This is a genomic window from Sphingomonas telluris, assembly GCF_022568775.1.
Lineage (GTDB): Bacteria > Pseudomonadota > Alphaproteobacteria > Sphingomonadales > Sphingomonadaceae > Sphingomicrobium > Sphingomicrobium telluris.
In genome coordinates this window covers 1,093,525-1,114,923 of sequence record NZ_JAKZHW010000001.1, presented here as the reverse complement: position 1 = coordinate 1,114,923, position 21,399 = coordinate 1,093,525, and the positions used below count along the sequence as shown (strand labels likewise).

27 protein-coding genes and 1 other RNA gene are annotated in these 21,399 nt (G+C 63.3%); 13 read left to right on the top strand and 15 right to left on the bottom strand.

Annotated features, from left to right (window positions below):
• Positions 1-300: 300 nt before the first annotated feature.
• On the bottom strand, positions 301-891 hold the full coding sequence (locus LZ016_RS05630) for a tetratricopeptide repeat protein (protein ID WP_241446381.1): 591 nt from the start codon (positions 889-891) through the stop codon (positions 301-303).
• An 835-nt stretch (positions 892-1,726) separates the two neighbouring features.
• On the opposite strand from LZ016_RS05630, the gene LZ016_RS05625 reads away from it, so the two are divergent.
• Both LZ016_RS05625 and LZ016_RS05620 read left to right on the top strand, forming a co-directional pair.
• Positions 1,727-2,911, top strand: a complete 1,185-nt coding sequence (locus LZ016_RS05625) for a hypothetical protein (protein WP_241446380.1) — start codon at positions 1,727-1,729, stop codon at positions 2,909-2,911.
• 238 nt (positions 2,912-3,149) lie between these two features.
• Positions 3,150-4,217 (top strand): YihY/virulence factor BrkB family protein, encoded by a 1,068-nt coding sequence (locus LZ016_RS05620; protein ID WP_241446379.1) that lies wholly within the window; start codon positions 3,150-3,152, stop codon positions 4,215-4,217.
• On the opposite strand, the gene rpoH is transcribed toward LZ016_RS05620, so the two are convergent.
• From rpoH to LZ016_RS05605, 3 genes are read right to left on the bottom strand one after another with little or no spacing between them, the layout of a single operon-like run.
• The gene (rpoH, locus tag LZ016_RS05615) at positions 4,214-5,116 is read right to left on the bottom strand and encodes an RNA polymerase sigma factor RpoH (RefSeq protein WP_241446378.1); all 903 of its coding nucleotides are present in this window, start codon (positions 5,114-5,116) and stop codon (positions 4,214-4,216) included. The genes LZ016_RS05620 and rpoH overlap by 4 nt on opposite strands.
• Positions 5,117-5,172: 56 nt before the next feature.
• Positions 5,173-6,126: an RluA family pseudouridine synthase gene (locus tag LZ016_RS05610; RefSeq protein ID WP_241446377.1), complete on the bottom strand. Its 954-nt coding sequence runs from the start codon at positions 6,124-6,126 to the stop codon at positions 5,173-5,175.
• Positions 6,127-6,167: 41 nt separating this feature from the next.
• Positions 6,168-7,448, bottom strand: a complete 1,281-nt coding sequence (locus LZ016_RS05605) for a serine hydrolase domain-containing protein (protein ID WP_241446376.1) — start codon at positions 7,446-7,448, stop codon at positions 6,168-6,170.
• A 102-nt stretch (positions 7,449-7,550) separates the two neighbouring features.
• Here LZ016_RS05605 and LZ016_RS05600 point away from each other — a divergent pair, with 102 nt between their 5' ends.
• The 10 genes from LZ016_RS05600 (at position 7,551) to LZ016_RS05555 (ending at position 15,682) form a co-directional block, all read left to right on the top strand.
• Complete coding sequence (locus LZ016_RS05600) at positions 7,551-8,192, top strand: histidine phosphotransferase family protein (RefSeq protein WP_241446375.1); 642 nt, start codon at positions 7,551-7,553, stop codon at positions 8,190-8,192.
• Positions 8,193-8,266: 74 nt separating this feature from the next.
• Positions 8,267-10,603 (top strand): chemotaxis protein CheA, encoded by a 2,337-nt coding sequence (locus LZ016_RS05595; RefSeq protein ID WP_241446374.1) that lies wholly within the window; start codon positions 8,267-8,269, stop codon positions 10,601-10,603.
• Positions 10,603-11,040: a chemotaxis protein CheW gene (locus LZ016_RS05590; RefSeq protein WP_241446373.1), complete on the top strand. Its 438-nt coding sequence runs from the start codon at positions 10,603-10,605 to the stop codon at positions 11,038-11,040. The genes LZ016_RS05595 and LZ016_RS05590 overlap by 1 nt, the downstream gene beginning before the upstream one ends.
• Before the next feature lie 62 nt (positions 11,041-11,102).
• Positions 11,103-11,468 carry a response regulator gene (locus LZ016_RS05585; RefSeq protein ID WP_241446372.1) on the top strand — a complete coding sequence of 122 codons (366 nt, stop codon included), beginning with the start codon at positions 11,103-11,105 and terminating at the stop codon, positions 11,466-11,468.
• A gap of 10 nt (positions 11,469-11,478) precedes the next feature.
• Positions 11,479-12,579, top strand: a complete 1,101-nt coding sequence (locus LZ016_RS05580) for a chemotaxis protein CheB (RefSeq protein WP_241446371.1) — start codon at positions 11,479-11,481, stop codon at positions 12,577-12,579.
• Entirely contained in the window at positions 12,570-13,442 is an 873-nt protein-coding gene (locus tag LZ016_RS05575; protein ID WP_241446369.1) for a CheR family methyltransferase, read from the top strand. Before LZ016_RS05580 ends, LZ016_RS05575 begins: the two co-directional genes overlap by 10 nt.
• 41 nt (positions 13,443-13,483) lie before the next feature.
• Positions 13,484-14,164: an N-acetylmuramoyl-L-alanine amidase gene (locus LZ016_RS05570; protein ID WP_241447462.1), complete on the top strand. Its 681-nt coding sequence runs from the start codon at positions 13,484-13,486 to the stop codon at positions 14,162-14,164.
• A 26-nt stretch (positions 14,165-14,190) separates the two neighbouring features.
• Positions 14,191-14,664 (top strand): cupin domain-containing protein, encoded by a 474-nt coding sequence (locus LZ016_RS05565; RefSeq protein ID WP_241446368.1) that lies wholly within the window; start codon positions 14,191-14,193, stop codon positions 14,662-14,664.
• A 38-nt stretch (positions 14,665-14,702) separates the two neighbouring features.
• Positions 14,703-15,093, top strand: an RNA gene (gene rnpB, locus LZ016_RS05560) — RNase P RNA component class A.
• 49 nt (positions 15,094-15,142) lie between these two features.
• Positions 15,143-15,682, top strand: a complete 540-nt coding sequence (locus LZ016_RS05555) for a J domain-containing protein (protein ID WP_241446366.1) — start codon at positions 15,143-15,145, stop codon at positions 15,680-15,682.
• Here the strand turns inward: LZ016_RS05555 and LZ016_RS05550 are convergent.
• The 10 genes from LZ016_RS05550 to pspA are packed head-to-tail and all read right to left on the bottom strand — an operon-like array spanning position 15,679 to position 19,494.
• Complete coding sequence (locus LZ016_RS05550) at positions 15,679-16,116, bottom strand: PaaI family thioesterase (protein ID WP_241446364.1); 438 nt, start codon at positions 16,114-16,116, stop codon at positions 15,679-15,681. The two genes, LZ016_RS05555 and LZ016_RS05550, sit on opposite strands and share 4 nt — an antisense overlap.
• Positions 16,113-16,526, bottom strand: a complete 414-nt coding sequence (locus tag LZ016_RS05545) for a SufE family protein (protein WP_436286345.1) — start codon at positions 16,524-16,526, stop codon at positions 16,113-16,115. Before LZ016_RS05545 ends, LZ016_RS05550 begins: the two co-directional genes overlap by 4 nt.
• A gap of 32 nt (positions 16,527-16,558) precedes the next feature.
• Positions 16,559-16,804, bottom strand: a complete 246-nt coding sequence (locus tag LZ016_RS05540) for a hypothetical protein (RefSeq protein WP_241446362.1) — start codon at positions 16,802-16,804, stop codon at positions 16,559-16,561.
• A complete protein-coding gene (locus LZ016_RS05535) occupies positions 16,801-17,091 on the bottom strand; it encodes a hypothetical protein (protein ID WP_241446361.1) in 291 nt (96 codons plus the stop codon). The genes LZ016_RS05540 and LZ016_RS05535 overlap by 4 nt, the downstream gene beginning before the upstream one ends.
• A gap of 21 nt (positions 17,092-17,112) precedes the next feature.
• The gene (locus LZ016_RS05530; RefSeq protein ID WP_241446360.1) at positions 17,113-17,409 is read right to left on the bottom strand and encodes a hypothetical protein; all 297 of its coding nucleotides are present in this window, start codon (positions 17,407-17,409) and stop codon (positions 17,113-17,115) included.
• A 59-nt stretch (positions 17,410-17,468) separates the two neighbouring features.
• Positions 17,469-17,768, bottom strand: a complete 300-nt coding sequence (locus LZ016_RS05525; protein WP_241446359.1) for a hypothetical protein — start codon at positions 17,766-17,768, stop codon at positions 17,469-17,471.
• Positions 17,768-18,103: a hypothetical protein gene (locus LZ016_RS05520; protein ID WP_241446358.1), complete on the bottom strand. Its 336-nt coding sequence runs from the start codon at positions 18,101-18,103 to the stop codon at positions 17,768-17,770. The genes LZ016_RS05525 and LZ016_RS05520 overlap by 1 nt, the downstream gene beginning before the upstream one ends.
• 11 nt (positions 18,104-18,114) lie before the next feature.
• The gene (gene pspC / locus LZ016_RS05515) at positions 18,115-18,504 is read right to left on the bottom strand and encodes an envelope stress response membrane protein PspC (RefSeq protein ID WP_241446357.1); all 390 of its coding nucleotides are present in this window, start codon (positions 18,502-18,504) and stop codon (positions 18,115-18,117) included.
• A 3-nt stretch (positions 18,505-18,507) separates the two neighbouring features.
• Complete coding sequence (gene pspB / locus LZ016_RS05510; protein ID WP_241446356.1) at positions 18,508-18,822, bottom strand: envelope stress response membrane protein PspB; 315 nt, start codon at positions 18,820-18,822, stop codon at positions 18,508-18,510.
• Between the two features lie 3 nt (positions 18,823-18,825).
• A complete protein-coding gene (pspA, locus tag LZ016_RS05505) occupies positions 18,826-19,494 on the bottom strand; it encodes a phage shock protein PspA (RefSeq protein ID WP_241446355.1) in 669 nt (222 codons plus the stop codon).
• Between the two features lie 164 nt (positions 19,495-19,658).
• Between pspA and pspF the strand changes: the two genes are divergently transcribed.
• Positions 19,659-20,723: a phage shock protein operon transcriptional activator gene (gene pspF / locus LZ016_RS05500; protein WP_241446354.1), complete on the top strand. Its 1,065-nt coding sequence runs from the start codon at positions 19,659-19,661 to the stop codon at positions 20,721-20,723.
• 6 nt (positions 20,724-20,729) lie between these two features.
• Here pspF and LZ016_RS05495 read toward each other — a convergent pair whose 3' ends face one another.
• Complete coding sequence (locus LZ016_RS05495; RefSeq protein ID WP_241446353.1) at positions 20,730-21,308, bottom strand: urate hydroxylase PuuD; 579 nt, start codon at positions 21,306-21,308, stop codon at positions 20,730-20,732.
• Positions 21,309-21,399 lie beyond the last annotated feature (91 nt).

Sequence of the window (21,399 nt, the reverse complement as noted above, 5' to 3'; positions counted from 1 at the left end):
GCCTGGCTTTGCCGGCCATCGCAAGCGCCCGTCCCCAGAGGAAGCAAAGCTTCGATCGCGCTTTCGCAGCGCATAGGCGGACTTGCGGCTGAGGCCGACGGACGCGCATGCGAAGGTGACACTGCCGGTCGCAGCCAGGGTAACAAAGAAGGTAACACGTCTGCCGTTGGTCCAACCGTCGCGGCGGACGCGCGGAGAGGATGAGAGGCTAAGTCGATCGCTCATCCGCGAGTGTGAAGCACAAGCGCCGTACTGTAGGACAGGGTTTCCCAATGTCCGGAATGGGCGGGAAGCTGGCGCTCAGCGAAGCTCACTTTGACGCGAATTGGACAAAGCGCGTGCTTGGCGACTTCGCGCCTCTTCCATGAGCTTCACCCACCTGCTGTCGTCTTGACGCGACTTCTCGAACTCTCCCAGCTCATAGTAGAGTTCGGATCGAGTGCGGAGCGCCCATAAGTTATCGGGATCGTCGGTCATTGACGCGCTGAGGCTTTCAACCGCGCCCTTTTTGTCGCCCGCATTCATCTTCAAAAGCGCTTCGCCTCGGAGCATGACTACGTTGGAGGGGTCGATGGCCCGAACTGCTCGGAAGTCTTCCTCCGCGCGTGCCTGATCCTTCTTCCACGCGTAAGCGAGACCGCGATTCGCGAGCGACCAGGGATCTCCGGAGTCCAGTTCATGCGCCCGCGTAAGGTCGGCGACGGCCTGATCGTAGTCGCCCACATTGATCGCGATCAGGCCACGATTGAAGTAAGCATAGGGATCGTTGGGCCGACGTTGTATCAACTCCTCGCACGCGGCCAGCTTGTCCTTCAGCAGGGCGACCTTCTCATACGTGCACGGATTTTCAGCGGCGTTCGTAGGAACTCCAAAGCCCAGCCAAATTAGCATGGCTCCAAACGCTGCGTTCCACGCCATGGAGGCCCAATAGCGCTTCGGATGCGCGATGCGTTCGTACGTATTGTTGAAGCCTCTAGCTAAGGGCTCAATCCGTCCGGTCTTAAAGCCTCGCGCGACGGTAAAGAGAGCCCAAACGCCAAAGGCTGCCATAAGCAGCGGCCAGAACTGAGGGGAACGCGCAAAGTGCTGGGCGGTGGGCGTAAAAATGAAAATTGCAAATGCGACCAGCGCGACAAGAAGGAGCAAGTTGCGAGCCAATTGGCCCGATGTTCGCCAACTGAGGTCTGGAGCTCGTTGAGTGATATCGCGGCGGGAGGGTGAATGCACGACGTGGCGGTAAATATACCGGGCAGGCATGAACGCGATCGCTCCGATCGCTAACAGCAGCCAGACGCGCGCAGGAACTCGATCGAACATTCATGCCGATGCTGTCGGATCGGACTGAAGTCCGCAATGGGTGGAAAGCTGCCACTAGCGTGAGTGGCGGGAATGGGTGGAAAGCGCCATTCGCGCTCGACCCAGACGGCGCCGATCGCAAATCGTAACACCCCTCAATTCCTGGCTGTCCGCCAAGGAACCCTAAGTATCCGGAAGCATTTGGAGTTGTGGGCGAGAAGCACTTCCCGCGCTGTAAACGTTGCTTGACCCCGTGGGTGTCAACAACTGCGTCGCGAGCCGATCGCCGACAGTAGGCGGCTTCCTGGGGGAGCCGTTTGCTCCTGCCAATGTAGGCGTGGCCCAGCGTAGGCCAGCCTTTCTCTCAGACCGTAAACCTGCGCGCCATCGGCAATTCCGCCGCGGGCGCACACTGTATCGGAGATTGGTAATGGCTTGCACGACTATCGAAGAGTTCGAAGCGATCCTGGGCCGCTTCGGATCGCACGACTTGTTCGCCCCGGTCAGCTTCACGGACGACGGCGACGAAGGTGACGAAGGCGACGAGGGCAACGAAGGCGACGAGAACAACGAGGGTAACGAAGGCGACGAGAACGACGAGGGCAACGAGGGCGACGAGAACGACGAGGGCAACGAGAGCGATGAAAACAACGAGGGCGATGAGGCGGACGAGGACGATGAAGGCGACGAGGGCGATGAGGGCGACGAGGGCGTCGATGGCGATGAGGGCGACGAGGGCGATGAAAACGACGAGAACGACGAGGGCGACGAGGGCGATGAGAACGACGAGGGCGACGAGGACGACGAGGGCGACGAGGACGACGAGGGCGATGAGAACGACGAGGGTGACGAGGGCGATGAGGGCGACGAGGGCGTAGATGGCGACGAGGGCGACGAGGGCGATGAATCGGACGAGGGCGATGAAAATGACGAGGGCGACGAGGGCGACGAGGACGATGAGAACGACGAAGGCGATGAGAACGACGAAAACGACGAGGGCGATGAGGGCAACGAGGGCGATGAGAACAACGAGGGCGATGAGGGCAACGAGAGCGACGAGGGCGACGAGAGTGATGAGAATGACGAGGGCGACGAGGGCGACGAGGGCGACGAAGGCATAGATGGCGACGAGGGCGACGAGAACGACGAGGGGGACGAGGGCGACGAGGCCGATGAGGGCAACGAGGGTGATGAAAACGACGAGGGTAACGAGGGCGACGAGAACAATGAGGACGATGAGGGCGATGAGAGCGACGAGGGCGACGAGGGTGACGAGAACAACGATGGTGACGAGGGTGATGAGGGCAATGAGGACGACGAAAGCGATGAGGGCGACGAGGGTGATGAGAGTGATGAGGGCGACGAGGGCGACGAGAACGATGAGGGCGACGAGGGCGATGAAGGTGACGAGGGCAACGAGGGCGCAGATGGCGACGAAGGCGACGAGGACAACGAGGGCGATGAGGGCGACGAGGGCAACGAGGGCGACGAGGGTGACGAGAACGATGAGGGCGATGAGAACGATGAGGGCGACGAGGGCGATGAGGACGATGAGGGAGACGAAGGCGACGAGGGGGATGAGGGCGACGAGGGCGACGAGGCTGATGTGGCCTAAGCAAGCCTGATCAGCAGGACTGTGGTTCGACCGCACCGTGCGGTCGCACCACTCAGCTGAGAAGCCGACCGGCTTTTCAGGAGGACCCCCGGCTCCGGCCGGGGGTTCTTTCTATGTGTTCTGTCAGCGCTGACCCCTCAATCGGCAGCCTGCAGCTGCGTCCAAGAGTCATCCGCGGCCCACGCACTATCGTGAGCTTTGCGGGAACGAGCTGCTGCCGCCAGGCTTTGAATTAGTCATGTCACTGAAGAAGAAGAAGAAGAGCGGAATCCCCGATCCGAAAGGCCATCAGGCCACGTCGCCGTGGGAGATGCCCAAGGCGGCGTGGAAGGATATCGCTAGCCGCACCTGGCAGCGAACATGGGACGACAATGTCGGGCTCGTAGCCGCGGGCGTCGCCTTCTACGGCTTCTTCGCTTTGCTCTCGCTCCTAGTCATGATCGTGCTCGTCTACGGCTTCGTCGCGGACGTGCAGACGCTCGTCGATACGATGCACACGCTGACGCGCATCCTCCCACGGGACGTCGCGACCTTGATCGGCGACCAGCTTGTCCAGGCCATGAAATCGTCAGAGGAGAGGAAGGGCACGGGGCTCCTGATTGCCTTCCTCGTCGCGCTTTACGGCGGAACCAACGGCGCAAGCGCGATCATCACCGCCCTCAACATCGCCTATGAGGAGAAGGAGAAGCGCAGCCTTCTCCGCTTCTACCTGATCGCCATCACGATGACGCTGGCGGCGGTGATGCTCGCGGTCATCGCATTGACGGGCGTCACGGTCGCCGCCTCGCTGGAGAGAGTGTTTCCGCTGGCGCCCGATGTCCTCGTTCTGCTCGGGCAAGCGATAGCGTATGTTGCGCTGATCTTCGTCGCGGCAGGCGTTGCGGCAACCCTCTATCGTTACGGTCCCTCGCGGGAGGACGCGCGCTGGAAGTGGATCACCCCGGGGTCGATGTTCACGTCGATTTCGTGGCTGCTGCTGACCATCCTGTTCGGGGTCTGGGTCAGCACGGTGTCGGATTACAGCGCGACCTACGGGCCGCTCGGGGCGACCGTCGGCCTGCTCACCTGGATGTACCTGTCGGCCTACGTCTTCTGCGTCGGCGCCGAGCTCAACAGCGAGATCGAGCACCAGACTGCGAAAGACAGCACAACCGGCAAGCCCGAGCCGCTGGGCGAGCGGGGTGCCTGGGCCGCAGACAATGTCGCGACCGATGACAGCGTTCAGGATCGTCCGGAAGAAGCGCGCGAAGGGGAGAAACTTACGGAAGCCTCTCCCACAGTCGCGGATGCTGACGAGCGGCGCTAGGCCGCTGGAAGCAGTCGCTTTTCGCCGGCAAGGCGGATCAGCGCGGCCTGCAGCTTCTCGAAGGCGCGAACCTCGATCTGACGGATGCGCTCGCGGCTGACGTCATAGACCTGGCTCAGCTCCTCGAGCGTCTTCGGATCGTCGGTGAGGCGCCGTTCGGTGAGAATATGCTTCTCACGGTCGTTCAACGTTTCGAGCGCGTCCATCAGCAGATCGTGGCGAACGCGGGTTTCCTCGTTGTCGGCGATGATCTCGTCCTGCAGCGGACCGCTATCGACGAGGAAGTCCTGCCACTGGCCTTCGCCCTCGGTGCTCGCCAGCGGAGCATTGAGGCTGGTGTCGCCCCCCATGCCCATGCGGCGGTTCATCGAGACGACTTCTTCCTCGCTGACCCCGAGATCCTTCGCGATCTTGGCAACGTCGGCGGGCTTCAGGTCGCCTTCCTCGAACGCCTCGATCTGGTTCTTCATCCGGCGAAGGTTGAAGAACAGCTTCTTCTGGGCAGCCGTGGTGCCCATCTTCACGAGGCTCCACGAGCGCAGGATGAATTCCTGGATCGACGCGCGAATCCACCACATCGCGTAGGTCGCGAGGCGGAAGCCCCGATCGGGCTCGAACTTCTTCACGCCCTGCATCAGGCCGATATTGCCTTCGCTGATCAGCTCGCTGACCGGCAGGCCGTAGCCGCGGTAGCCCATCGCGATCTTCGCAACGAGGCGGAGGTGCGAATTGACCAGCTTCGCGGCCGCTTCCGTGTCCTCATGCTCACGCCAGCGCTTGGCCAGCATGTATTCCTCTTCAGGAGCGAGGATCGGGAATTTCTTGATCTCGGCCAGGTAGCGATTCAGCCCGGCCTCCCCGCCACTAGCGGGGATCGAGACGACATTCTTTTGTGCCATATGCTTCAAACGTCTCCCTGGCCGGCTGCTTATTACGCTGCCTGGCGCGTTAAATCCTATACCAAAAGGGCGGTGAACAGTTCCTGCATGTCCGCTGGCATGCCACTGGCGAACGACAGGCGGTTTTTCGTTACGGGATGCGTAAATCCCAATTCTGCGGCGTGAAGCGCCTGGCGCTGAAAATTCAGCCTTTTCAACACTTCACGGCTGTTCTTTCCCGAACGGCCGTAGACCGGGTCGCCGAGAAGCGCGTGGCCGAGCGAGGCCATGTGTACTCGAACCTGGTGCGTGCGGCCAGTGTCCAGACGGCACTCGACCAGCGCGGAATCCTTCAAAATCTGCATCCGACGCCAGTGCGTGACGGCTCTTTTGCCCCGATTCCCTTCGACGATGGCGATCTTCTTCCGGTTGGTCGAAGACCGAGCGAGCGGGGCGTCGACCGTGCCTTCGGCCGCCTTCGGAACGCCGCTCACGATCGCGAGGTAGCGCCGCTCGATGCTGTGAGCCGCGAACTGCTTCGCTAGGCCTTCATGGGCGACATCCGTCTTCGCAACCACGAGCAGGCCCGACGTGTCCTTGTCGATCCGGTGGACGATCCCCGGGCGTGCGACGCCTCCAATGCCTGAGAGGCTGCCGCCGCAGTGATGGAGCAACGCATTGACCAGCGTCCCATCCGGGTTGCCGGCTGCCGGATGGACGACCAGCCCGGCAGGCTTGTCGATGACCAGCAGATGTTCGTCCTCGAAAACCACTCGAAGCGGTATGTCCTGCGCTTCGTTGTGAGCCGGGGTTGGTTCCGGCACCGTAAGCTGGAAGACCTCGCCTCCGCGAACCTTTTGCGCCGGGTCCCGAACTGCCACCGAAGCAAGAGATTCCAGCGCTCCGCTTCGGATCAGCGCTTTCAGCCGCTCACGTGAAAGAGTCGGGACCGCATCGGCAAGCGCGCGATCGAGCCGCCATCCTGAATGGCTCGGCTGAAGCTCGATGCTGATGACCTGGTGGCCCCCCACGTCGACGATATGGGGATTTGTTCCGGGAATTCAATAACCCGTCAGTCGCCCTTGGGACCGAGGTAATTGTCGCCGTAGACGGCTCGCCGAATGTCCCGGTGCAAGCTCCGGTTGAAGGGATCGCTCTGCACAAAATAGACGGCGGCAAGGTTGTTGGCCGGATCGACCCAGAAGAGCGTGGTCCAGGCTCCGTCCCAGAAGAACTCGCCCACGGCGCCCCGGTTTTCTTCAGCGGTCTTGGGTTGACCTGTGCGAACGGCGAAGTCGAAGCCGAACCCGCCGTTCCCTTTGTCCGGGAGCCACTGCCGCTCCGTCACGCGGGCATCGAGGTGGTTGGTGGACATCAGCTTGACCGTCGACGGCTTCAGGAGCTGGACGCCCTCGAGCGACCCCTTGTTCAGGAGCATCCGGGCGAAGCGCATGTAATCGTCGAGCGAGGAGACGATGCCGGCGCCGCCCATCGTCAGCTTTCGGGCCGGGTCGAAGTTCATTCGGCGCAGATCGGTGTCGCTCTTGCGCTGCAATGTGCCGTCGGGGCCCTTTACATAGCCGCGCGCAAGCCGCGCGAAATTCGCCTCGGGCTGCGTCCATCCGCTGTCCTTCATGCCGAGCGGATCGAGGATGTGCTGGCGGACGTAGGTTTCGTAGGGCTGGCCCGACAGCTTCTCGACCAGAAGCGCCTGCACGTCGACCGCGCTGCTGTAGCGCCACTTCGTCCCCGGCTCGTAAAGCAGTGGCACGGTCGCCAGGCGGCGGCCGAATTCGGTCAGCTCGTTGTTCAGGTTCAGGGGGTCCGCCGTCGCGAACGCCTGTTCGGGATAGCTGTCGCCCGGACCATAGCCGAAGCCGGCGGTGTGCCGCAGCACGTCGCGGATCAGGATCGGTCGACGCGGCGCCTGCAGGATCGGATTGCCGGCGCTGTCCTTGCCTATGAACACCTTCGTGTTCGCGAAGTCCGGCAGGTACATCGAGAGCGGGTCGTCGAGGCCGAACTTGCCCTGTTCCCACAGTTGCATGATGGCGACGCCGGTCACCGGCTTGGTCATCGAGAAGATCTGCACGAGCGTATCGCGGCGCATCGGCTTCTTCGCCTCGCGATCGGCATAGCCTGCCGTGCCGAAATAGACCTCGCGGCCGTCCTTCCATACCAGTGCGGAAGTGCCGGCGGCGCGACCGTCGGCGACCATTTGCTGAAGCGCCTTGTCGATGCGCGCCTTGTCTATGCGGAACTGTGAAGCCGAAGCCACCGGCTTCTTGGGCGCTGCCGCAGATGCACCCGAAGCCATGACGGCCGCCGCCGCAGCGAGCATTAGAGCTTTCATGTCTGGTCTCCCCCAGCCGGACTTTGGCGCAACGCTAAAGCGGCCTTCCGGAAGAGCAACGGAAACTTGCCCAATGTTAAATCTTGGCTCATCACCGCGCCTATGAACGCCGTCGATTTCGCCAGCTTGCTGTGCTCCCGGCTTTGCCATGACCTGATGTCCCCCGTCGGTGCCCTCAACAATGGCATCGAGCTGATGGCGGACGAGCAGGACCCGGAAATGCGCGAGCGCTGCCTCGAGCTTCTCGCGGACAGCGCACGAGCCACCGCGAACAAGCTCAAGTTCTTCCGCCTCGCTTTCGGCGCCGGCGGCGGCTTCGGCGATGCGATCGACGCGACCGAGGCCCGGATCGCTCTCGAAGGGATCTTCGGTCCGGAGCGTCGGATCGAGCTGGGCTGGATGGTGGCCGACGGCAAACTATCGAAGGGCGCGATGAAGCTGCTCCTCAACCTTGCCCTGATCGCCGGCGATGCGCTGGTTCGCGGCGGACGGTTGGACGTCGGCGCGGAAACCACTGGCGATGGGCTGGAGCTCGCGATCCGTGCCGAAGGACCGCGGATCATGCTCGACCCTTCGCTCCGTGAGATGCTGGTGAAGGGCGCGAGCGGCACGGACATCGAGCCGCGTGCGGCAGGGGCCTGGCTCGCGCATTCACTGGCGCAGCAGGCTGGCGGATCGATCCAGCTGTCTGAGCCCGCGCCGGAAGTCCTGATCGTCGGAGCAATGATCCCCCGACAGGGCTAACGCGGCATTAACTCCTCGGCGCCATAAGCGGCCCAGTAACGGGGCCGAACAAGCGCTTGGGGACTGCCGCTCAGATGGACGATCTGATTTCCGAGTTCATTGCCGAATGCCGTGAGATGCTCGAGGCACTCGGGGGAGAGATCGTCGCGTGGGAAGCCTCTCCGGACGACCGCGCCCGGCTCGATTCCATCTTCCGCTTCGTTCACACCGTCAAAGGCAATTGCGGCTTCTTCGACTTCCCGCGGCTCGAGGCGCTGAGCCACGCTGCGGAGGATGCGCTTGCCGAAGTTCGCGCCGGCCGCCGCCAGCCCGATCCGACTCTCGTCAGTGCCGTCCTCGCGATCATCGACCGTATCGCCGAGATGATTGCCGCGCTCGATGCCGGTGAAGAACTTCCCGGCGGCGACGACAGTAGCCTGATCCATGCGCTTCAGGCTCATGCCGAGGCCGTGCCCGCGCCTGTCGCCACGACGGTCGCGGAAGCCCAGAGCAAGGCAGTTGCGCCTCGCACGATCCGGCTTTCTGTGGAGCTGCTCGACCGTTTGATGAGCGGCGTGTCGGACATGGTTCTCGCCCGCAACGAGCTTGCCCGCAGGCTTCGCGAAACGGCCGGCGACGTCGCCGTGGACGGTGCGTTCGAGCGTCTCTCCTCGATCATCGCCGAGATGCGCGATGCGATCACCCGCACTCGGATGCAGCGCATCGAGAATTTGTTCGTCGCGCTGCCGCGGATGGTCCGCGATCTTTCGGCGGAGCTTGGCAAGCAGGTGCTTGTCGATATCGAGGGCGGCGACGTCGAGCTCGATCGCGAAATGATCGAGATGATCCGCGATCCGCTGACGCACATCATCCGCAACGCCGTGGATCATGGCATCGAGCTTCCGGTCGACCGGCTCAAGGCGGGTAAGCGCGAAATTGGACTCCTGTCCGTCGCGGCTCGCCAGTCCGGCAACCAGATCCTGATCGACATTCACGACGACGGGCGGGGCATCAACGGCAAGAAGCTGGTCGAAAAGGCGATTGCCGCGGGCGTAATCGACAAGTCCGACGCGCCCGAACTCAGCCCGCGCGAGCAGCTTGCCCTGATCTTCGAGGCGGGGCTTTCAACCGCCAAGGAAGTGACCGCCATTTCCGGCCGCGGCGTCGGAATGGACGTCGTTCGCTCCAACATCGAGCGGATCGGCGGGATCGTCGAGGTCGACAGTACGCTCGGCGAAGGCACGCGCATGACCCTTCGCGTGCCGCTGACGCTGACGATCATCCCCGCGCTGACCGTATCGGTGGCCGGCCATCACTTCGCCATTCCGCGCTCGGCGATCGACGAGATTGTGCGCGCCAACGGTGAATCGGTGACGCTCGAGAAGCTTGGCGGAGCAGGTGTTGCCACGATCCGTGGGCGCCGGGTCCCCGAAGTGGCCCTAGCCGACGTTCTCGGTCTCGAAAGCGACGTGAAAGAGACCGACCGGACCTTTGTCGTCCTGCGTCCGGCCGGTGGCGACGTCTATGCGCTCGCGGTCGATCGCATCCACGATCACGAAGAACTGGTGGTGAAGCCGGCCGCCCCGGCGGTGATGGCGACCGGCCTCTACGCCGGAACGACCCTGGCAGATGACGGCAGCCCGATCCTCCTGTTCGACCCTGCGGGCCTTGCACAGGTCGGTGGTGTGAAGCTCGAAGCGCAGGAGCGCGCCTCGCGTGTCGCGGAAGCACCGCGTGCCGCTGTTGAGGAAGATGTTCCCGTTCTGCTTTTCCGCGGACTCGACGGCGCTCGCCGCGCGATGAGCCTGGCGGTCGTCGACCGGATCGAAGAAGTGCCTGCCTCTGCAATTCGTCCGGGTGCTGGACAACTCCGTGTTCAGCTCGGCGAGGCCATCCTTCCGCTCGCAGGCGCCAACGGCGATTTGCCGGAGGAGAAGGTCCGACTGTTCCGCCTCAACGACGGCACGTGCGAGATCGGCTACGCCTTCCGCGAGGTCATCGACCTTTCCGCCCTCGCGCATGAAATCATACCGTCGGAATTCCCGGGCGAAGTTTGCGCAGTCACTCTCGTGGCCGGCGAACCCGCCGAGATCGTCGATCCGCACTGGCTCTTCTCGACATTCCTGACCTCGTCCGAGCGCACCCCGGAGCAGCCGGTCTGCCGGCTCCCTGCGGGCGATCCGTGGATGCAGAACCTGCTCCGCCCGATCGTCGAGGCGGCGGGCTATCGCGTCGTGTCGGAATCGGATGAATATGAGGTCGACCTGGCGATCCTGTCCGAGATGTCGGAGGCGCCGACGGGGCAGGCCGCCCGCGTCATTCGCCTCCGCTCCGAGCCGGATCCGGCATCGCGCAAGGACGAGAGCATTTACCGCTACGACCGCGCTGGCCTGCTGCAGGCGCTCAAGACTGCCGCTGGAGGGAGGGGCTGATGGCCGAGCTTCTGCTTGTCGTGACCATCGGCGGTGAGCGCGTGGCTCTGCCCGCCGCCGCCGTCGAATCCGTTGTCGAACTTGAGGCGCTCATCCCGGTGCCGCGCGCGGCTGCCCATGTCGCGGGGCTTTCCGCCCTGCGCAGCCGGGTGCTGACCGTCATCGATTGCATGCGTTCCCTCGAACTTGGCGTCACCGACTGCTCCGACGGCATTCGCGAAGCCGCGGTCGTCGAGTTGGAGGGGCATCATTACGCACTCATAGTCGATCTCGTCGAAGACGTGGTCGAAGCACTTTCCGAGCCCGTGGCCGTTCGCGCTGCGATGGGGCCGGGGTGGGAGCGAGTTTCTCAGGGCATGGTAGAAACCGAGCAGGGGCCGCTCCTGCTGGTGGACATTGCGGCGTTGGTCAGCGGCGTGGAAGCCAAAGCTGCTTAAGCTCTTCGTTACCCTTGGCGTTTAAGTGGCAAAGCTTGAGTGAGGAACGGGACGCGTTCTGTATGAAGACCTGTCTGATCGTCGACGACTCCAAGGTAATCCGGAAGGTCGCTCGACACATTCTCGAAACACTTGATTTCGAGGTCGATGAAGCCGGCGATGGCCGCGAAGCACTGTCGCGTTGCGAGGCCAAGATGCCGGACGTCGTCCTGCTCGACTGGAACATGCCGGTCATGAGCGGGATGGAGTTCCTGCGCATGCTCCGCCAGCGCGGGCATAGCGATCAGCCGAAGGTCGTGTTCTGCACCACCGAGAACGACATGGCGCACATCCGCGCTGCGTTGGAGGCGGGTGCCGACGAATATGTCATGAAGCCGTTCGACCGAGAGACGCTGCACATAAAGCTTCAGCTCGTCGGCGTAGCCTAAGAGAGTGTCCGTGGAGCGGGCGCTCGCCACATCGCGGGACCGCCATTCGGCTCCGCCCGTCAAGAATCGCCGCATCCGGCTGATGATCGTCGACGATTCGATGATCGCGCGGTCCGTCTTGTCGCGGATCGTCGAAAGCGACGACAGCTTCGAACTCGCGGCGGTGGCGGGGACTGCCGAAGACGCGATCGAAGCGCTTCAGTCGGTTCGCGTGGACACGATCCTGCTTGATTTGGAGATGCCGGGGGCAGGGGGCTTGAGGTCGATCCCGCGCATCCTCGATTCCGCCTGCGGCGCGCACGTCATGATCGTATCTTCTTCGGCCGATGAAGGCACCGAGGAGACGATTGCCGCTCTCGCGATGGGGGCCGCCGACGCTCTTCCGAAGCCGGGCACTGGGCGCTTCAACGGGCGCTTCTCCGAAGTCTTGCTCTCGAGGCTGAAGGCGCTCGGCTATGCCGACGTTTCGCGCACTCCTGCGGCACCTCTCCCGGTCTCCGTCGTGCACGCTCCGCTTCGTGCGATGGCCGCCGACCCGATCAAGCTCCTGGCGATCGGGGCCTCGACGGGCGGCATTCACGCGCTCAATACCTTCTTCGAAGCGCTGCCGAAGCGCATCGGCGCGCCGATCCTGGTGACGCAGCACCTTCCGGCGCCCTTCATGCCGGTATTCGCCCGCCAGCTAGCCATTGCCGCGAAGCGGGAGGCGCTGGTGGCCGAGGACGGGATGATGCTGCTTCCCGACCGGATCATCATCGCGCCGGGGGATGCTCACCTGACGCTTCGGGACGGGCCCGTCGTCCGGTTGGACCGGAGCGCTTCTTATTCAGGCTGCATGCCCTCGCTCGACCCGATGTTTCAGTCCGCCGCGACCCTGTTCGGACCGACGGCTGTTGCCGTCGTCCTCACCGGAATGGGCCGCGACGGAGTTCAGGGTGCCGCGCGTCTCGTTGCAGAGGGGGGCTCCGTCCTCGCGCAGGACGAGAGCAGCTCAGCGGTGTGGGGCATGCCCCGAGCCGTGCTCGAAGCAGGCCTCGCGTGCGGCCTGATGTCACCAGACAAGCTTGCCCGGCGTGTTGCGTCCCGGCTGGGAGACGGATCTTGCAAATAAGCGATAGCTCGAGCCGTATCCTCGCGGGGCTGCTCGAAGCGCGTACCGGCCAGCAATTGACGATGAGCCGCCGCTGGAGGATCGAAACGGCCCTTTCGGCACTCCTTCGCGAGCGTGGCATCGCTACTCTCGACGAGCTGATCACCATCCTGGTCATGGGCAAGGAGCGGGGGCTGTCCGATCAGGTCGTCGAAGCGCTTCTCAACAACGAAACCTATTTCTTCCGCGATCGTACGCCCTTCGACACGCTCGCGAAGCACGCATTGCCCAGCCTTGCCGTGAAGCGCGCCGCGAAGAAGCGGCTGAGCATCTGGTCGTGCGGCTGCTCAACGGGGCAGGAAACCTATTCGCTCGCGATGCTGTTCGCCGACCATCCGGAGCTGTGGAAGGGCTGGTCGATCGACATTCTCGGCACCGACGTGTCGAGTGCCGTCATCGACCGCGCTCGCAGCGGCACCTACTCGCAGTTCGAGGTACAGCGCGGGCTGGCTATCACGCAGACGATCAAATGGTTCGAGGAAGCGGGCGACGGCTGGCGGATCCTCGAGCCCCTGCGGAGAAACCTGCGCTTCCAGGTCCACAACCTGCTGGAAATCGCGCCTCAGCCCCGCAACTTCGACATCGTGCTGTGCCGGAACGTGCTGCTGTATCTTAGCCCGGAGAAGAAGACTTTGGCGTTCGACCGGCTGGCCTCCGCCATGGCGCCCGACGGCTATTTCATGCTGGGCGCCGGCGAGACGGTGATCGGACAGACGAGCAAGCTCGTCGCCGATGGTCAGGCACGCGGACTCTACCGGCTCGACGGCCGCGACAAGGGCGATCGCCGCACTGGCGACGAACGCCGCAATGCCGTGAGGGGTTGACCGAATCTACCGCTGATGCGCCATTGGCGCCCGTGATCGACATGGACATCATCGATCGGCCCTCGCCGAACTTCGACGAGCGTACTCTGCCGGTGTCCATGATCGTCCTCCACTACACCGGTATGCCGGACGCGGAATCCGCGCTGAACCGGCTCACGTCGCCGGACGCGAAGGTGTCCTGCCACTATCTCATCGATGAGGATGGCACGGTCTTCAGGCTCGTCGATGAGGAGAAGCGCGCCTGGCACGCCGGCAAGTCGCGCTGGCGCGGAACATCCGACGTGAATTCGGCGAGCGTCGGGATCGAGATCGTCAATCCCGGTCACGAGTTCGGCTATCGCAACTTCCCGGACGAGCAGATCGCCTCGCTCATCCCTCTGCTCGCGAACATCAAGGATCGGCACGGCATCAGCCGCGGCAACGTGGTCGGGCACTCGGATGTCGCTCCCGCCCGCAAGGAGGACCCCGGCGAGCTGTTTCCCTGGGAGGCTCTTGCACGCCGCCGCCTGGCGTTGCCCAGCCCCACCCGCGAACTGATCGACCCCTTCTGGACCGACGCCGCATTCCTGCTCGCCCTCGAGCGGTTCGGTTACGACGTTGCGGATACGCAGAAGGCTGTCATCGCCTTCCAGCGCCGCTTCCGCCCCGATCTGATCGACGGGATCATCGACGGCGAATGCCGGGCGAAACTGCTCTCACTGTTGCTGCCGAGGCCGCAGTAACGAACCTCCATCTTGGGAATGGCGCCATGAAGCGATTGCTGATTCCGACTCTCCTGCTCTCGTCGGCAGCGCTGGCGCAGCCCGCGGCAGATCCGACCGCCTTCGCTTCCGCGGCCGACGTGAATGCCCAAGTCACAGCGATGCGTAACGCGATGAAACCGGATCAGGGCTTCATGTGGAAGCCGCTGGTCCGTGACGGCGAAGTCATGGCGGCCCTCGAATATTGGAAGAAGCCGGCCAAGCCGGCGGTCCACCCTGACCAGGCGGAATATGTCACCGTGATCGCCGGAAGCGGCACGATGGTTTCCGGCGGACGGCTGGTCGACCCTGTCAATTCCAATCCGACGCTGATCGAAGGAAGCCGGATCGAAGGCGGTACCACTCGGACTCTCAGGCGCGGCGACGTCTTCCTCGTCCCGGCTGGCACGCCTCACTGGTTCGGAATTGCCGGCGATCGTCTTGTCCTGCTTGGCACCAAGATTCCGCAGCTGTCTCACTGACTCGAACAAATCGCCGCTTCGCCCTATATGCGGTCTCGCCAGAGGGCCGGGCGGCCGCGGCTCGCGCAAGCGAGGCGAGGAAAGTCCGGGCTCCACGGAACGACGGTGCCGGGTAACGCCCGGCGGGTTTCGCTTCGGCGAGGCTCAGGGAAAGTGCCACAGAAAGAATACCGCTCGTCCTTGGGCGGGTAAGGTCGAAAGGGTGCGGCAAGAGCGCACCGCGGGGGCGGCAACGTCACCGGCACGGAAAACCCCACCGGGAGCAAGACCGAATAGGGGCGGCGAAGGGTCTTCGGACTCTGGGGCAAGTTCCGGCCCAGTCGCCCGGGTTGGTTGCTTGAGGGGCGGGGTAACTCGCCTCCTAGAGGAATGGCCGCACAGACGCAGCAATGCGTTGGACAGAACCCGGCTTATAGGCCCTCTGGCGATTGTATGAGTGACTGGCGAACGTACCCGCTCGCCATTAGGTGGAGCGGAGATGGCTCGGCAGAAGAGATCGGACGATTGGGGTTTCCCGCGCTGGCGTTCCTACGGGTCCGGCCGTGGCGGCGCGTCCAAGGTGCGGTTGTGCGACCGCGAGGGCTGTAACGAGGTCGGCGACCGGCCCGCGCCCAAGGCCCCGAACAGCCCCGACCGCTGGTACTTCTGCGAAGGCCATGCCGCCGAATACAACAAGAACTGGAACTACTTCGCGGGTCTGAGCCCGGAGGAAGCGGCAAAGCGCGCGCAGGAGGAAGAGTCAGGCGCCTCGGCATTCCGCAAGTCCGCGCACTGGCAGTGGGGCGGTCCGGGAGACGGCACCCGTAGCCGCGACGAGATGCGGGCTCTCGATGCGCTCGAATTGGACGGCGACGCCGAATTCAAGGACGTGAAGACCGCCTATCGGCGCCTTGCCAAGGAATTCCATCCCGACACGAACCCTGACGACAAGGCAGCGGCCGAGCGCTTCCAGAAGGTGCAGGCGGCCTATGAAGTCCTCCGCAAGGCTGAAGAGCGCAAGAACGGGAAAGCGGCTTAGCTGCTGAGCATGAAGGTCGCTGCGCTATGCGCGATCGGCCGCTCCGGATCGCCGCCGTGGGCGACGCCGCGGATGAAGGCGATCTGCCTCGTCAGCTTAACGCACTCGCATCGGGCGATCACCGTCTCGCCCTTCACCGCCGGCCGCATGTAATCCAGCCTGAGGTCCAACGTGACGATCGGCGTGAAGCGCCCAAGCTTCATCCAGATCGATGCCCCGCTCGCCGTATCGATCAGGCTGACGATTGCTCCGGAAGCGAGAACGCCGGTTTCCGGGACGCCGACCAGCTCCTTACGCCAGGGGAGGGACAGCTCGATCCAGTTCGGCCCTGAAGCCTCGTATTGCAGGCCCAGTGCCTTTCCGTGGCCGACGCGGCGCGCGAGCTCGATAAATTGCTGGGCGTCGAAGGCTGGCGGTACAGCGTCGTCGCTCACGCGGCGATCCGCTGAGCGGTTTCGCGAACGAGCGCGATCATGTTCGGAACGCCCTGGGTGCGGTTGGCGCTGAGATGGCTGGACAGCTCGAAGGGCGCCAAGGCTTCCTGGATATCGAGCTTGGCGACCTCGGCGGCGGGCTTGTCCTGCACGGCCGACAGGACGAGCGCGACAATGCCCTTCGTAATTGCCGCATTGCTGTCCGCCAGGAAATGCAATCGCCCATCGACCGTAGTGGGATAGACCCAAACCGACGCGGAGCAGCCGCGGACCTTCGTCGCATCGGTCTTCAGTGCATCGGGCATGGGTTCGAGCTTGCGGCCGAGATCGATCAGCAGCCGGTAGCGATCCTCGCCCTCGAGCAGCTCATACTCGTCATATATTTCCTGGAGAGGCGGCAGGCTGGTCACTTCACTCGCCTAGCAGGCGCCTACACCGCCTTCTAGCGGTTGCGGAGGTCGTCGATCTCCCGCGCCAGAGTGTTTTCCTTCTCGACCGTAATCCGCTCGAGCACCTTGATGCGCTCTTTCAGCTCCCGCACCTCGTCGCGGAGCCGCAGGGTCTCCGCAGAATCCTCCGCACTTCGGCCCTGCGCGTCCCAGGCATCCCGCGAGGCCATGCGGTTCTTGATGAGCGCGAAGCCGAACACCATCGCGATAATGATAAGGACGAACTCAAAGGGGTTCATTGAACCTTGTCTCCACCTTCGATCCGCGCCTGATCGCGCAGAGCTTCGATCTGGGTCGCAGTGTGAATGCCGCCGTCTGTAGCGATTTTCTCCAGGACTCTCACGCGCGCTTCGAGCCGCTCGACGTGCGCCGCATATTGCGCCGCCTTTTCGGCCGTCTGGTTGGCGATCAGCGAGCCCATCTTCTCCTTGTGCTGCAGCCAGCGCTGGAAGCCGGCGATGCTGAAGGCGCCCACCAGCGGAAGGGCAACGACGATCAGGAAGAACAGCAGGAGGGAAACAGGCATGATCGCTCTCCTCAATGAAGCTTAGCCAAGCGGTTCCTTGTCGCTTTGGCGGATGCGCGACGGTATGCGGTCATGATCGCGCAACGCCTCGATCTGGGCGGCCGTCTGGACGCCGCCGTCGGTGACGATCTCTTCCAGCACGCGCAGGCGCTGCTCGATGCGTTCGACATGGGCGGCATATTGAGCGGTCTTCTCTGCAGCAAGGCTGCTCTGCGCCTCGATCTGCCGTTCCTTGATCTTCAGCCACATCTTGAACGGCGCGATGCCGATCGCTGCCAGTGGGATCAGTACCCAGATCCAGCTTGCGGGATTGTCCATTCGCTCAATCGCCCCTTCGCGATGAATGTCCGTGGAAGTTGGTTACGACCGCGTCGTTATCAAGACGAAGCCGACTCGCTCCGCTCTTGCTGAGGCTTCGTCAGGCGCGGCTCGCGAAACGCTTCGATCTGGGCGGCCGTATGCATGCCGCCGTCCGTCACGATCTGTTCCAGGACTCGGACACGCTGTTCCAGCTCCGCGTTGCTCGTCGCATATTGCGCGGCCTTCTCGGCAGTCATGCTCGCCTGGGAGTCCAGTTGCTTCTCTCGGAGGGTGAAGAAGCGGCGCGCAAGATAGGTGAGGAATATCGTCGGGATGAGGACGACGATCAGCAGCGCGAAGACGTCACCGGGTCCCATCAGGCATTGCCTCCCTTGTCGATCGCCAGGGATTCAATCTCGCGAGCGAGCCGCGAGGGCTGATCGGTGACGATGCGCTCGAGGTTCTCCAGCCGGTCCTTCATCGAACCGATCTCCGCGCGCAGCTGCGCATTCTCGTGGGTGAGAAGCTTGATGCGCTCGCCATTCTCACGGCTGTTCGTGGGGTGCAGCGGCGTGCCCCAGGACGTTTCAAGCGGATAGCCGTGCTTGATGCGGAGCCAGGTCGTCAGCACCCATCCGCCGACGGACACGGCGACGATGATACCGATGATCGGGACGAAGGTAGTCAGCAGGCGAAAGATTTCCGGATCCATCTGATCCCCCGTTAGCGTAGTTGTTCGATCTCACGCGCAAGCGTGCGATTTTCAGTTGTGACGTAGCTTTCGACGTCGCCCAGACGGCGGTCGATGTCTTTCAGGCGTAGCCGGATGTCGCGCGCGGTGCGGGCAGGCGACCTGCGTACCGACTGCCAGAACTCCTTCTCATCTGCATTTGTCGCATCGAGCTCGCGCGGCCGGTCGGGCGCAACCATGCCGGCGATGAAATAGACCGGCAGGATCGATCCGCTGCTCAGGAAGATCGCCGCGATCATCGTGATGCGGACGAGCGTGACGTCGAACCCGGCATAATCGGCAATTCCGGCGCAGATGCCCATGAACTTGCCGTTGCGCTTGTCCCGATAGAAGCGGGTGCGGCTGGGGGGCTGGTACGACATGGCTTAGTCCTCCGAACCGACCTGGCTGCGGGCCCGGCTGCGCGACCGCGTCTCATGAAGCTGCTCCACGATGCGGTCGCTGGCGTCCGGCAGGCACTGTTGGCGCCAGTTCGGGTTTTCCGCGGTCATGATCCGCTCGATCGAGCAGAGCCGATCGTCGAGGCGCCGGGCGAGGTCGTACAGCTCGTCGAGGAGCTTCTCGTCAGCGCCGGTGATGGTCGCTGCAGTCTTCCACTTGGTCACATAGTGAAAGACCAGCCACGGCAGTCCGATGAACAGGATCGAACAAATGACTACCGGGATAAGCACATCTTCCATTCGTTATTCCCCTTTGCGCTTCAGCGCGGCTTTCATGGCCTCGAGCTCGGCGTCGACCTGCTCGGACGCTCTCAGCTCGGCAATCTCTTCTTCCAGGCTCTTCGGGCCGGTCATGCCCAAAGCATCGGCGCGTCCTTCCGCAAAATCCGCGCGCCTCTCGAGCACGTCGAATTTCGAGAAGGCGTCTTCCGTCCTTCCGCCGTTGAGGATCTCGCGCGCCTTGGCGCGGGTGACAGCGCTTTCGAGCCGGGTCGCGATCGCGTTCTGACGGGCGCGCGCCTCGCGCAGCTTTCCCATCAGCTTGGCGATGTCGGCTTCGTAGCCCTTCAGCGTTTCGTCGATCTGGTCGATCTCGGCGCGCAGGCCGCCGGCCATGTCGGCGGCCTTCTGCCGCTCGATGAGCGCGGCCTTGGCAAGGTCTTCGCGGTCCTTGCTAAGCGCCAGCTCGGCCTTTTCGGTCCAGCTCGTCTGCAGTTCATCGAGGCGCTTCAGCGCCCGGCGCATTTCCTTGCCGTCGGCAATCGACCGGGCCGCGCTTGCCCGGACCTCGACCAAAGTCTCCTCCATTTCGAGGATGATCATGCGGATCATCTTCGCCGGGTCTTCGGACCGGTCGAGAAGCTCCGTCATGTTTGCCGCGAAGATATCCCTCGTCCGAGAGAATATACCCATTTGAAACTCCGCAATCGTAATCAGGCCTGTATGCTAAAGAGATATACAAGAGTCGTGCCACTTTCCTGGAAATCAGAGAAAGCGGCGAAAACCGTAGAAATCCGCCCCTTTTTCGACCGAAATATCTTGCCAAATGGTGGTATGCGACACCAATTGTCGGGGCGATGGAGCGGGCAAATCAGTTCGTCGGGCAGAGCCTGGCCTTTCTCGACGCGGTCGAGCGGGCGAGCCGCGCTGCGCCGCTCAATCGCCCCGTCCTTGTGATCGGTGAGCGCGGCACGGGCAAGGAGCTGATCGCCGAACGTCTGCACCATCTGTCCTCGCGCTGGGCCGGCCCGCTGGTCGTCATGAACTGCGCCGCGCTTCCGGAAAGCCTGATCGAAGCCGAGCTGTTCGGCCACGAAGCGGGCAGCTTCACCGGCGCCGCAAAGACCCGCCACGGCAGGTTCGAGGAAGCCGATGGCGGCACACTGTTCCTCGATGAGCTCGGTACTCTGTCGATGCCCGCTCAGGATCGCCTGCTGCGCGCCGTCGAGTATGGGGAAGTTACGCGCATCGGCGCGTCGAAGCCGATTTCGGTCGACGTTCGTATCGTCGCGGCCACCAACGAGAACCTTCCGGCCGCCGTCGACAAGGGGCGGTTCCGAGCTGACTTGCTCGACCGACTTTCCTTCGAAGTGGTGACCTTGCCACCGCTCCGTGCGCGCCAGGACGATATACCCCTTCTTACCGACCATTTCGGACGGCGCATGGCTGTGGAGCTGGATTGGCCGAATTGGCCCGGGTTCTCGCCGCGAGCAGTCGCGGAGTTGGAGGCCTACCATTGGCCGGGAAATGTCCGTGAACTGCGGAACGTCGTGGAGCGCGCCGTCTACCGCTGGGAAGATCCGGAGCGTGACATCGACGCTTTGCAGTTCGACCCATTTCATTCGCCATGGGCGCCAGCTGCCTCGCAGACGCTTCAAGCGCATGCCGACGTCAGTGTTGCGCAGACCGCGCTGGCAGAAGACGCCTCGGTGCCAGTTTCAGCTGCGGCAACGGCCGCGCCGCCCTCTAGCACCAGCGACTTCCGCGCGGCGGTCGCGGACTATGAGAAGGCACTTCTTCAAAATGCGCTGGCGGCCAATCGCTTCAACCAGCGCGCGACGGCGTCCGCTCTCAATCTCAGCTACGACCAGCTTCGGCATGCGCTGAAGCGGCACAAGCTGATGGAAACGGACGCCGCCTGACGGTCCCTAGTGCATGTTGGTCATGGCCAGCAGCATCGGGATCGAAAGCAGGGTGTTCAGGCGCGAAAAGATCATCGCGGTGCGCGCCGACTTCGCCTTGGTCGCGTCGTCGGCCTCGACCAAGCCGAGCGCCTTCTTCTGGTTCGGCCAGATGATGAACCAGACGTTGAACGCCATGATCAGCGCCAGCCACATGCCGATACCGATCAGGCGGTTCGCCGGATCGTTGAGCAGAAGCGCTTTCTCTTCGCCGTACAGATAGGCAACGATCAGGCCTGTGAGGACGGTGAAGGCAGCGCCCCAGCGGAAGTAGAAGAGTGCCTTCGGCGCGATGTACTTCGAAACGCCGGGCTTCAGCTCCGCGGGCACTGTCGGCATCGTCGGGATCTGCACGAAGTTGAAATAGTAGAGCAGGCCGATCCAGGTAATGCCGAAGAAGACGTGCAGCCACTGGAATATGCCGAGCCAGAGGTCGCTTGCGCCGACCGAGTTGGCGTAGCCGCTGTCTGGAAACAGCGCGATCAGGATCGCCAGCACCAGGCCGCCGATCAGCACGAAATTCAGGTTTTCGAAGAATTTGCCCATGTCATTCCCCCTTGAGACCGCGAGGCGGTTGAATGCTTCTTACGGCCCCGAAACAGTGAATCGCAAGCGTGTGCGATGAACAGTGGAGCGA